The following is a 12,215-nucleotide window of genomic DNA, read 5'->3' as shown; positions in this document are numbered from 1 at the left end:
ATCGCGGCGAGGAATGCCGATGTTACTCCCACAGCGCCGCCGATCGCGCTATCCTGGCCGAATGGCAAACGCTTCCGCTGCTCTCGATCACGCTGACGATCCGTCGATCCAGGACCTTCTCGCGCTGCGTCCGTGGCTGAAATACGATGTGGTGGACGGCCTGCTGATGGACGGCGTGCCGCTGGCGGCGATCGCGCGCCAGGCCGGAACGCCCACCTGGGTGACTTCGGCCGCCGTGTTGCGCGGGCGTTGCCGGGCGCTGGCCGATGCCTTGGCCGCCACCGGCCTGGATGCCGGCATCCACTACGCGGTGAAGGCCAATGACGGCCGGGCGGTGCTGGATCTGATGCGGCGCGAGGGCCTGGGCGCCGATGTCGTCAGCGGCGGGGAACTGCGCAAGGCACTGGCGGCCGGGATGCCGGCGGCGGATGTCGTCTATTCCGGTGTCGGCAAGTCGGCGGCGGAGCTCCGCCTGGCGCTGGCCAGCGAGGTCGGTCAGATCAATGTCGAGAGCGCCGAGGAACTGGCGATGATCGCCGCCATCGCGTCCGAGCTTGGGGTCACGGCGCGTATCGCGCTGCGAGTCAATCCGGATGTGGATGCCGAGACCAACGACAAGATCAGCACCGGCCGCGCGCGTGACAAGTTCGGCATCGCCTATCAGGACGCGGTGGCGCTGTACCGGCATGCCGCGACCTTGCCGCATGTCCAGCCGGTCGGGCTGGCAACGCATATCGGCAGCCAGATTACCGGCCTGGCGCCGTTTCGGGCTGCCTTCGACCGATTGTCGACGCTGATCGTCGCGCTGCGCACCGAGGGTCTGCGTGTCGCGGTGATGGATTGCGGTGGCGGTCTGGGTATTCCTTATCGCAATGAACCGGTACCGACTCCGGCTGGCCTGGCCGCGGTGATCAAGGGCGCCTTCCATAACCTGGACGTTCGCGTCGCGGTGGAACCGGGCCGCTGGCTGGTCGGCCCGACCTCGGTGCTGCTGGCCTCGGTGATCCTGGTGAAGCAGACGCCGGCGACGCGGTTCATCGTCCTGGACGCGGCGATGAACGACCTCGCCCGTCCGGCCATGTATGACGCCTGGCATGGCATCGTGCCGGTTTCGGCCGCCGATGCGGCCCGGCCGGTTTTCCCTGCCACCGTGGTCGGGCCCGTGTGCGAGAGTTCCGATACCTTCGCGCGCGGCCGGGCGCTGCCACCGCTCGGGCAGGACGCCGTTGTAGCGATCCTGGATGCCGGGGCGTATGGTCGCGTCATGAGCTCCACCTATAACGCGCGTCCCCTGGCGGCCGAAGCCTGGGTCGATGGCGGCCATTGGTGCCTCACCCGCGAGCGCCAGACGATCGAGGCGCTGTGGGACGGTGAGCGCCTGCCGACATGACCGATCCGGCGGGACTGCCGCGGCGTCTCGCCTCACGGCGCTGGCTCGCACGCGCCGCGCTTCTGTTTGAGGCGGTCTGGCCGGCCGTGTGGCCGCCGCTGGGTGTCATTGGGCTGTATCTATGCGCCGCTTTGCTGGGGCTGCCCCAGATGCTGCCGATGCGGTCCCGTTTCGCCCTGCTGGTGGCCGTCGGCGTGATCGTGGTCGTATTGGCCTGGCACGGCCTGCGGACGGTGCGGATACCGGACCGGGCCATCGCCGACCGGCGGTTGGAGACCGATTCCGGCCTGCCGCATCGCCCGCTCTCGGTGCTGACCGATCAACCGGCCGGTGGTGACGACGTGACGCGGGCGGTATGGCGGGCGCATGTCAGCCGTGCCGCCACGCGCATCGGCCGGTTGCGGGTCGGCTGGCCACATCCGGGCCTCGCGCGACGCGATCCGCGCGCCTTGCGGTTTGCCGTGCTGCTGGGACTGATCGCCACGCTGGTGATCGCGGGGGCCGAGGCGCCATCGCGGATCGTGGCGGCGCTGACCCCCTCTCTGCCCGCCGAGGCGCCAGGACAGTCGACGGAGCTGCAAGCGTGGATCACGCCGCCGGCCTACACCCGTGTCGCGCCGATCTTTCTGAAGGCACAGGGCGGCAGCGTCGCGGTGCCGGCCGGGTCGCACATGACGGTGAATGTGTCGGGCGGCGAGTCCGTGCCGACGCTGTCTCTGAACGATCATGCGGATCACTTCACCGCCCTGGACCGCAACAGTTTTCAGGCGGAACGCGACCTGCAGAGGGGTGGCGTGCTGACCGTGCGGCGGGATGGGCAGACCTTGGCGACCTGGGCGCTGACGGTGATCGCCGATGAGCCGCCGATGGCGGCCTGGGGCGAGCAGCCTGGCCGGCAACCGTTGAACCAGCAGGTCAGGCTTCCGTGGAAGGTGGCCGACGACTACGGCGTGACCAGCCTGCAGGCGGAACTGCGTCTGAAACCGCGTCCCGACGCGCCGCCGCTGGTCGTGGCGATCCCGCTGCCCGGCGGCTCGCCCAAGGAAGCGCGTGGGCTCAGCCAGCAGGATCTGACCGCGCATCCGTGGGCCGGACTCGCCGTGACCGCCCGGTTGGTGGCACGCGACGCCGCTGGCCAGGCCGGGACCAGCGGCATCGTCACCTTCGAACTGCCAGAGCGTCCGTTCCACAATCCGATTGCCCGGGCGCTGATCGCCGCGCGCAAGACGCTCAGCGTCAATCCCGATGACCGCGGAGACGCCCTGGCGATCCTGGACGGGCTGATGCAGGCGCCGGATGCGTTCCATGGCGACATCGGCGCCTTCGTCAACCTGAGCGCCATTTACTATCTGCTGGTGCGCAACCCATCGCCCGCCGTGGTCTCCGAAGCGCAGCAGGAGATGTGGGACCTCGCCCTGCACCTGGAGGAGGGGCAGGCCGAACAGACCGCGCGGGCGCTGGAGGAGGCACGTCAGGCGGCCAAGGATGCGCTGGACCGGGCCCAGCAAAACCCGAATGACGCGACCCGCCAGGAACTGGACAAGCGGCTGCAGGCGTTGCGGGATGCGATCGATCGCCATTTGCAGGCACTGGCCGAGGAGGCGCGGCGCAACAACGCCTTGCAGCCCTTCGATCCGAATGCCTTGCAGATGACCAACCGTGATCTGGACCGGATGGTGCAGCAGGCGGAACAGGCAGCGCGGGAAGGCCGCATGCAGGACGCCCAGAAGCAGATGGACGCGCTGCAGCGCATGCTGGACCGGTTGCGCAACGCCCGTGTCGGCCAGGGGGACAACAAGCAGGCGAATTCGGAACGTAAACGAGGCCGGCAGCAGATGGGGGTGGTGCAGGACCTGATCCAGCGCCAGGCCGGGCTGATGGACCATGCGCAGCAGCGTGGCGACCAGTCCGCACCGCAAGCCGCACCCCAGGGCGGCGCCGACCCGGCCGCGCAACGGGAAGCCGATCGCCGTATCCAGCAGGCGCTGCGCCGTGCGCTTGGGGAATTGATGCAGCAATTCAGCGATCTGACCGGGCAGATGCCGCAAAGCCTGGGCGACGCCGATCAGGCGATGCAGGAATCAACCAGGCGGCTTGGCCAGGGCGATGACGACGCCGCCGGCCAGGCGCAGCAGCAAGCCATCGAGGCGCTGCAGAAGGGCGCGCGGGAGATGGGCCAGACCATGGCGCAGCAGTTCGGTCGCCAGCCCGGTAACGGACAGGAGGGCGAGGACGGCGATGGTGACGGCGGTGAGTTCGGCTTCGGGATGATGATGCCGGATGATCGCGGGCCCGGTCACGGCGCGGGACCAATCCCCGGTGAGCCTCAGCGCGCGGACCCGCGCGGGCGAGACCCTCTGGGCCGGACGGTTCAGGGCCAGTCGCCCGACACCAACGATACCATGGTGCCCGAGGAACGGGAGCGGCAGCGGACCCAGGCGATCCAGGAGGAATTGCGCCGCCGCGGCGCGCAGCAGCAACGGCCGCGGGAAGAACTGGACTATATCGACCGCCTGCTGAAGCAGTTCTGAGATCAGGCGCAGACCGGCATCGTATGACCAACCCGATAGCAGTCCTCGTTCGTCACGCCGGGCCGGCGGCGATCGGTGTGTTGGCCTCCGCCGCGCTTCGGCTTGCCATATGCGTGAACTGCCCAACCGGCGAGCTCGCGGCCCTGGAACAGGCCCATGGCGGTCCCCCGGCGCGAAGATAGTGTGAAGTGTTTCATAGGGTGCCGGTTCGTTACATGGCTTGCTCTTTTCGACGTTCGTGCGGGGGAGAGCGAGGATGTCTGAACCAGGCGTGGCTGGTGAATGGGGCGCGCGTCGCCGCGACGCCGATGCCGTTGTCCCGCTTTGGACGAGCCAGACGCGATGGACGCCCCGTCGGCAGCGCCATCCGGCTTTCGATCTGCAACTTCCGAAAGCCGAATCGCATGCAGATTTGAAACATGCGTGGATCGTGTCGGTGGCCGCGCTGGCAGGCCGGCGACGGAGCGGCTGAGCGACGCCTACCTGACCGTCGATTGGTGCAGCGAGCCCGACGCTCATGTCCTGTGTGGTCCAGGCGCGTGGATCGCCCCCCTCTGCGGATCGTGGTCTAGCCGGCCACCACCTGGATGGGCGCCCGCGCGTCCCGGATTCGGTGCGGCATGAAGCCGGCCGGGTCGCCGTCGGTCTGGGTTGGGACGTGAACATTCCCCAGGAAATCGATCTCCGCCGCGCGCATATGCCGTACGCCGGGCGCACTGCCCAGCAGATGCATGGGCAGCATCGCCCCGTATAGCGCGGCGGCCGCGGGCCCGGCCCGGTCGAACAACACCACCGAGAAGCCTCGCGCCGAGGGATTCGTGTCCCGAGCGAGAGGAAACGTCCCGCCATACAGCCGGCCCTTGCTGATGACGATGCTTGCGGCTTCGGTTTCCCGATCGTCGATGCGTAGCCGGATCATCGGAAAGTCGTAGCGGGCCATCTCCCGCAGCGACTGCATGACATAGGCGCCCTTGCCGAACACTTTCTTCAGTGAAAACCGCAAATTATGCACCACGGCGGCGTCGAAGCCGATGCCGGCCATCTGCACGAACAGACGGGCCTCCTGGTCGCGCATGATCTGACCAGGCCACAGCTGCACCGTGCGGCCAAAGGCGAGGGCCGCGGCGACCGCCGTCGGCGAGAACGGCAGCCCCAGCTCATGCGCCAGGACATTGGCGGTGCCCAGGGGGATGACGCCCAGATGCGTGTGGCTGCCGATCAGCCCGTTCGCGACCTCTGCGATCGTGCCGTCACCGCCGGCGGCCACCACCATCGGCTCCCCGCGGGACGCCGCTTCCCGCGCCAGCTCACTGGCATGGCCGGGCCGGTGCGTCTCCGCCAGGTCGAGCCGTACGCCGTTGGCGACCAGAACATCCAGAACGCGCCATAGCAGCTGGGCGCGTCGGCGGCCGGCGACAGGATTGAAGACGATCATCATGACGCGCGGACCATTGATAAAGAAACGAATCGACCGGACAGGAGACGCGAGTCTCTTGGATAATCTGGTTGCGCGTCAATCCCGTGTCGCTTTGATGACCATCCAATGACTTTCGAAACTTTATCGATTCTTCCGGCGATTCATCGAAGTTTCACGGACGTGGCGTGGGGCGCGCTGTATCTGCTGGGGCGCGGATGAAGGATCGGCAATGAACGCACTATCCCCCGTCGGCGGCCCGCGCATGGAGCGGGCGGAATACCGGGCGGTTTTCATTTCGGATACGCATTTGGGGACGCGGGGCTGCCGCAGTGACTTCCTGGCGGATTTCCTGAGCCGCACCAACTGCCAGAGGCTGTTTCTCGTCGGCGACATCATCGATGGCTGGCGATTACGGAAATCCTGGTATTGGGACGACTCCCACGACAACGTCCTCCGCCAGATCGTCCGTCTCGCTCGGTCGGGGACCGAAGTGATCTACATCCCCGGCAATCACGATGAGATGTTTCGTTCGTGGCTACCCATGGGGTTGGAGATCTGCGGCATCCGGCTTTGCCGCCAGGCAGAGCACGAGACCGCGGATGGCAGGCGGCTGCTGATCATGCATGGCGACGAGTTCGACAACGTGGTGCGCTACGCCCGGTTCCTCGCGCTGCTGGGCGATTGGGCCTATACGGCGGCGCTGGAGGTCAATCGCTGGTTCAATGCCGCGCGCCGCCGCCTGGGCTATCCGTACTGGTCGCTGTCGGCGTGGCTGAAGCGGCAGGTGAAGGAGGCGGTGAAGGCGATAGATCGTTTCGAGGTCGCCCTGGCCGGTGAGGCCAGCCGGCGCGGCTTCGACGGGGTGGTCTGCGGTCACATCCATCACGCCGAAATGCGGGAGGTCAATGCGGTTCAATATCTGAACTGCGGCGATTGGGTGGAGAGTTGCACGGCCCTGGTCGAGCATCATGACGGACGGCTGGAACTGATCGACTGGGCGGCGCTGAACCGCCTGTCCTTCTATCAGCCACGGTCGGTCGGGATGCCGCAAGCTGCCTGACTCCCTGGCAACGTCGGAGATTGTCCCGGCCGCGGCTATGGCGGAGAGCCGTCCGGCCGCGCCATGGCCCCAGCGCGTGATGGTCGTGACTGACGCATGGAAGCCGCAGGTCAACGGCGTGGTCCGCACCATGACCACGGTGATCGGCGAGCTGGAAGCGATGGGCCACACGGTCGAGGTGGCCGGACCGGACCGGTTCCGTACCATTCCCTGTCCGACCTATCCGGACATCCGGCTGTCGCTGTTTCCTGGTCGTGCCCTGGCGCGGATGATCGAATCCTTTCGGCCGGATGCGCTGCATGTGTCGACCGAGGGGCCGCTGGGCCTGGCGGCCCGAGCCTGGGCGCGGCGGCACAGCGCGGCGTTCACCACGGCGTTCCACACCCGCTTTGCGGAATATATCCATGCCCGGACGGGCATCCCCATCAGTCCGATCTATGCCTGGATGCGATGGTTTCATGGCGCCGGGTCGGGCATGATGGTGGCGACGCAATCGTTGCGAGAGGATCTGGCCGCTCGGGGATTTCGCCATATCCGGCCATGGACGCGCGGTGTCGACCTGGCCCTTTTCCAGCCTTATGAACGCAGCGACTTTCTCGATCTGCCACGACCGGTCTTCGTGTACATAGGCCGTGTCGCCGTCGAAAAGAATATCGGGGCCTTTCTGGACCTGGATCTGCCGGGATCCAAGGTGGTGGTCGGTGGCGGCCCGCAGCTCGACGCACTGAGGAAGGCCTACCCCGCGGTGGTATTCACCGGCCCGCGCTTCGGGGAACCGCTCGCCCGCTCCTATGCCAGCGCGGATGTGTTCGTGTTCCCGAGTGTGACCGATACGTTCGGGCTGGTGCTGCTGGAAGCGCTGGCTTGTGGGACACCGGTCGCAGCCTATCCGGTGACGGGTCCGCGCGACGTGCTGGCGGGGACGGCCGGGATGGTCGGGGCGGTCGACGCCGACCTGCGGAACGCGGCCCTGATGGCGTTGAACGGCGACAGGGCAGCGTGCCGTATCCATGCCGAGACCTATTCGTGGCGCGCCTGCGCCGAAACATTCGTCTCGCACCTCGTACCGCTGGGTATGCGTTGGCCATCGTGAAGCGCGTGGACCTCGCCGGCGATGGCATCGGTGCCGCGTACCGCCGCGGGGATATGGACCCAGGTCGGCCATCATGTAGCCGGGCCGGCCCGATCGTGCCGGTAGCCATGACCGTCGTGCCGTTCATGACATGGTCGTTGCGGAAACCCCGCTTGAACGAGCCATGGGCGAAGACGGTCTCGGACACCCGTGCTTCTCCTGATCGTGCACAGGGATGATAGCGGCCGGAGAGGCTGCTTGCGGTCCACCGCGCCGAGGTCCATCGTTGCCGCCACAAACAAGACAGGGAGGAGCCAAGATGGCCGCATTGCTGTCCCGCCCGCCGGAACGCCTGCATCATCACGCCTATGTCGTGAAGGACCAGGAGCGGAACCGTCATTTCTTTGAGGACGTGCTGGGTATCCCGCTGACCGCGACCTGGTGTGAGAAGCACTTCAATCCCTGGGTCGGACGGGAAGTGGCATTCTGCCACACCTTCTACAGCATGGGGGATGGCGGGGCGCTCGCCTTCTTCTCCTTCGCCGATGAGGAGGTCTATCGGAAGACGCAGGCCGAGCGGCCGGCGGAAATCGGAAATTTCGACCATATCTCCTTCAAGGTGGATGAGCCGACCTTCGAGGAACTGGTGGCCCGGGTCCGCGGCGCTGGGCTGGCCGTGCGCATTACGGATCACGGCTACTGCAAGTCGATGTACTGCACCTCGCCGGATGGGCTGGTGATGGAGTTCACCGTCGATCCGCCGGACGCCGCCAGGATCGACGCGATTCGCCGGGCGGACGCGCATCAAGAACTGGCGCGTTGGATGGCCGGCGACCACCGTACCAACAACGACCTGCGGATACGGGAACAGGCGTAACCAAAACCCGTCCGCCATTGCGTCCACGACGGGTCTGGTGTTTCCTGGCGTGATAAGGCGTCCAAATATCACGACGAACCAAACCCTGGGTGGAGGAAACCGTATGCTCAAGCGTGCTGGCGGCATCACGCGCCGTACTGTTCTGCAATCAGCCTCGGTTGTGCTGGCGGCACCCGCGGCTGTCCGTGGAGTGGTTGCCGCCGACCCGATCAAGATCGGCATGCCCTGCGCCGTCACCGGTGCGGCCGGCAGCGTAGGCACGCAGATGCGTCGCGCCTGTGAGTTCTGGGCCAAGCAGGTGAACACGAAAGGCGGCCTGCTGGGCGGCCGGCAGATCCAACTGCTGTTCGAGGATACGGGCGGCAATCCCGCCACCTGCGTGCGCAAGGCGCAGGAGATGGTGGAGCGTGATGGCGTCCGCATCCTGACCGCGATCGTCGCGTCGAACGAGGCACTGGCCACGGTGCCGAAACTTGCCGAATGGGACGCGATTTTCGTCTCCGGCGACAATGGTGATGGGCGGCTGACGGGTGAATCGCTGGTGCCAAACTTCTTCCGCCCGAACGTATCGGGTCCGATGGGCACCCGCGTCGTGGCACTATGGCTGCGCGATTCTCCGCTAAAGGCGTTCTACGGCATCGGCATGGATTATGCCTGGGGCCATAATTCGATGGATGTGTTTGAGCAGGAGGTGAAGAAGTCCGGCCGGACCTTCCTCGGCGCGGTCTATTCGCCGATCGGCACGAAGGATTTTTCCACCTACATTACCAAGATCCGGCAATCCGGCGCCGATGGCGTGTATCTGGTTCTGTCGGGCGACGACTACAATGCCTTCCTGACGCAAGCGAAACAGTACCGCCTTGGCGACAAGATGCAGATGCTGACCGAGATCGCCGACGAGCTCGTGCTGCAGGCTACGGGGGATGCCTCGCTCGGCCTGATCGGCTCGTCGCGCTATCCGAACTCGCTGGACAATCCGAAAAGCAAGGAATTCGTCGCCGCCTGGAAGGCCGAATACGGCAAGGAGCCCTGGATGTTCGAGGGCGATCAGTACCAGTCCTGCATGGTGCTCCAGGCGGGCATCGAGAAGGCGGGGAGCGTCGAGACCGCGAAGCTGCGCGCGGCGCTGGAAGGCTTGCAGATCGACAGCATCAAGGGCCCTATTACGATCAGGGCCTGCGACCACCAGGGCGAACAGCCGGGCTTTGCGGTGAAGGTGGAGAAGGGACCGGACGGCAAGCCGCGTCCCAATGTCATTGCCTCTTATCCGGCCTCCAAGGTGACGCCGGCCTGCAAGCAGATGACCTATACCGACTGATCGGGGATGGACCTGCTCGGATTCCTGGTCACGCAGTGCCTGAACGCGTTCTCTCAGGCGGCGTTGCTGTTCTTCCTAGGCGTGGGGCTGACGCTGATCTTCGGCATCATGCGGATCGTCAACTTCGCCCACGGCACATTCTATATGCTGGGGGCGTTCATCGGCTTCACCACCGGCCGTATCACCGGCAGCTTCTGGATGGCGCTGATCGTGGCGCCGGTGGTTGCCGGTGCCATCGGCGCGGCGTTCGAACTCGGGCTGCTGCGACGGCTATACAAGCGCGACGCCAGTGCTTTCCTGATGGTGACGTTCGGTCTGACCCTGGTGCTGGAGGAACTCATCCGCCTGACCTGGGGCGTGCAGCCGCTGGAAGTACCGGTGCCGGACCTGTTCTCGGGCATCGTCTTCCTGTTCGATGAGCCGTTCCCGATCTACCGCCTGTTTCTGGCCGGGGCCGGCGTCGTCGTTGCGATCGCGATCTGGCAGTTCCTGGAGCGTACGCGCCTTGGCCTGCTGATCCGCGCGACGAGCCAAAACGCGGAGATGGTGCACGCGCTGGGCGTGGACGTGAACATGGTGCGGTCGGCGATCTTCGGTATCGGCTGCGGCCTCGCCGCTCTGGGCGGGGTGCTGGCGGCGCCGCTGGTCACGGCCTCTCTGGGCATGGCGGCGAATGCCATCATCGACGCCTTCGTGATCGTCATCATCGGCGGGATGGGCAGCTTCCTGGGCTCCCTGATCGCCGCGGTGCTGGTCGCCTTCGTCCAGGTCTTCGGCAACTACTACTTCCCCGATTTCGCCCTGGCGGCGATGTATATGCTGATGCTGCTGGTGCTGGTCATCCGGCCGGGCGGCCTTCTCGGCAAGGAGGCCTGATGCCGCTGTTGTTGGTGCTGGCCGCGGCGCTGCTGGCCGCCGCGCCGCTGGTTTTGCCCGTGTTCGCGCTGACCCTGCTGACCGAGGCGCTGATCCTGGGTTTGCTGGCCATGAGCCTGGACCTGATGGTCGGCTACACGCGGCTGGTCAGTTTCGGCCATGCGGCCGCCTATGGGCTGGGCGCCTACACGGCCGGCTATATCCTGCTGCATTTTGCCGTCCCGCTGCCGTTTGCCATCATTGCCGCCGCGGTCTTCGCCGGTGTCCTGGCGATCGGCGTCGCCTGGGTCTGTACCCTGGCGACAGGCATATCGTTCTCCATGCTGACGCTCGCCTTCGCGCAGCTGCTGTTCGCCATTGCCTTCAAGTGGACGTCGGTCACCGGTGCCTCGGACGGCCTGGCGGGCATCCCGCGCCGGCCGGGGCCACTCGGCCTGACCGTCTTCGAGACGAGGGTGGGATATTACGAGCTGGTGCTGTTCTGCCTGGCCGCCGCCTATGTGTTCTGCCGGGTGCTGGTGAATGCACCGTTCGGGGCGGTGCTGCGCGGCATCCGCGAGAACGAGGCCAAGATGCTGTCGCTGGGCTTCAATACGCGGCTGTACAAGGTCGCGGTCGTGGCGATTTCCTTCGCCTTGGGCGGCCTGGCGGGGGCGCTGTACTCGCCCTTCGCCGGCTTCGCCAACACCGACCTGCTGTACTGGCTGTTCTCGGGTCAGGTGCTGATCATGGTGATCGTGGGCGGGCAGGGGACCCTGCTCGGGCCGATCCTGGGCGCTGGATTCTTCATGATCGTGCAGCAGGTCCTCAGCCAGTGGACGGAATCCTGGGCGCTATTCTTCGGCCTGATCTTCATCGGCTTCGTCATGCTCGCCCCCGAGGGGATCTGGGGCCTGTTGACGCGGCGACGGGCGCGGGTCTGATGGCGTTCCTGGAGCTGCGTGGACTGACCAAGCGCTATGGCGGGTTGCTGGCGGTCAACGACGTGTCGATGCAGGTCGAAAGCGGCGAGGTGCGAGCGGTGATCGGCCCGAACGGTGCCGGGAAGACCAGCCTGTTTCACCTCATCACCGGCGTGGTGAAGCCGACATCGGGGGAGGTGCGATTTGGCGGCCGCTCATTGACCGGGTTGTCGTCCTACCAGGTCTGCCAGGCCGGGCTGTCGCGCACCTTCCAGCTCACCGCCCTCTTCCCCGAGATGACCGCGCGGGAAAACTGCCGCACCGCAGCCCAGGCGCGGCTGGGCGGGCGCTGGCGCCCCTGGGGCGGCGGGCCGGTGTTTCGCGAAGCCTCCCGCCGCGGCGACATGGCGCTGGAACGGCTCGGTCTGGCCGACGTCGCCAACCGTCCCGCCGGACTGCTGTCGCACGGGGATCAGCGGCTGCTGGAAGTGGCGATGGCTCTGGCGCAGCAGCCGCGCGTGCTGCTGCTGGACGAGCCGACGCAGGGCCTGTCGGTGGAGGAAACCGGCACGGCGGTCGAGACGCTGGAGGCGGTGCTGGCGGACGGTAGCCTGACCGTTCTGCTGGTGGAGCATGACATGGAGGTCGTGTTCCGGCTGGCGCGGAAGATCACCGTGCTGCATCGGGGCACCGTGATTGCCGATGATGTGCCGGAGGCGGTGAAGGCCAACCAGGCGGTGCAGGACGCCTATCTGGGTGGGTATGCCTGATG

10 protein-coding genes are annotated in these 12,215 nt (G+C 66.5%); 9 read left to right on the top strand and 1 reads right to left on the bottom strand.

What is annotated here, in order from left to right; translation table 11 throughout:
* Positions 1-61: 61 nt before the first annotated feature.
* Together lysA and VHC04_RS00605 are read left to right on the top strand one after the other, a co-directional pair.
* Positions 62-1,390, top strand: a complete 1,329-nt coding sequence (lysA, locus tag VHC04_RS00610) for a diaminopimelate decarboxylase (RefSeq protein WP_325676861.1) — start codon at positions 62-64, stop codon at positions 1,388-1,390.
* Entirely contained in the window at positions 1,387-3,921 is a 2,535-nt protein-coding gene (locus VHC04_RS00605) for a DUF4175 domain-containing protein (protein WP_325676859.1), read from the top strand. The genes lysA and VHC04_RS00605 overlap by 4 nt, the downstream gene beginning before the upstream one ends.
* Positions 3,922-4,489: 568 nt before the next feature.
* Here the strand turns inward: VHC04_RS00605 and VHC04_RS00600 are convergent.
* On the bottom strand, positions 4,490-5,359 hold the full coding sequence (locus VHC04_RS00600) for a diacylglycerol/lipid kinase family protein (protein ID WP_325676857.1): 870 nt from the start codon (positions 5,357-5,359) through the stop codon (positions 4,490-4,492).
* Positions 5,360-5,567: 208 nt separating this feature from the next.
* Here VHC04_RS00600 and VHC04_RS00595 point away from each other — a divergent pair, with 208 nt between their 5' ends.
* The 7 genes from VHC04_RS00595 (at position 5,568) to VHC04_RS00565 (ending at position 12,213) form a co-directional block, all read left to right on the top strand.
* Positions 5,568-6,398 (top strand): UDP-2,3-diacylglucosamine diphosphatase, encoded by an 831-nt coding sequence (locus tag VHC04_RS00595; RefSeq protein ID WP_325676855.1) that lies wholly within the window; start codon positions 5,568-5,570, stop codon positions 6,396-6,398.
* A 79-nt stretch (positions 6,399-6,477) separates the two neighbouring features.
* Complete coding sequence (locus VHC04_RS00590; protein ID WP_325677457.1) at positions 6,478-7,491, top strand: glycosyltransferase family 4 protein; 1,014 nt, start codon at positions 6,478-6,480, stop codon at positions 7,489-7,491.
* 298 nt (positions 7,492-7,789) lie between these two features.
* Positions 7,790-8,347 carry a VOC family protein gene (locus VHC04_RS00585; RefSeq protein ID WP_325676853.1) on the top strand — a complete coding sequence of 186 codons (558 nt, stop codon included), beginning with the start codon at positions 7,790-7,792 and terminating at the stop codon, positions 8,345-8,347.
* 103 nt (positions 8,348-8,450) lie between these two features.
* Positions 8,451-9,665 (top strand): ABC transporter substrate-binding protein, encoded by a 1,215-nt coding sequence (locus VHC04_RS00580; RefSeq protein WP_325676851.1) that lies wholly within the window; start codon positions 8,451-8,453, stop codon positions 9,663-9,665.
* Between the two features lie 6 nt (positions 9,666-9,671).
* Entirely contained in the window at positions 9,672-10,541 is an 870-nt protein-coding gene (locus VHC04_RS00575; protein ID WP_325676848.1) for a branched-chain amino acid ABC transporter permease, read from the top strand.
* A complete protein-coding gene (locus VHC04_RS00570; RefSeq protein ID WP_325676846.1) occupies positions 10,541-11,464 on the top strand; it encodes a branched-chain amino acid ABC transporter permease in 924 nt (307 codons plus the stop codon). The genes VHC04_RS00575 and VHC04_RS00570 overlap by 1 nt, the downstream gene beginning before the upstream one ends.
* Positions 11,464-12,213, top strand: coding sequence for an ABC transporter ATP-binding protein (locus VHC04_RS00565; RefSeq protein ID WP_325676844.1), 750 nt, complete (start codon positions 11,464-11,466; stop codon positions 12,211-12,213). Before VHC04_RS00570 ends, VHC04_RS00565 begins: the two co-directional genes overlap by 1 nt.
* Positions 12,214-12,215 lie beyond the last annotated feature (2 nt).

This window comes from Rhodopila sp. (assembly GCF_035548095.1).
Classification (GTDB): domain Bacteria; phylum Pseudomonadota; class Alphaproteobacteria; order Acetobacterales; family Acetobacteraceae; genus Rhodopila.
This window is presented reverse-complemented; position numbering and strand designations above follow the sequence as displayed.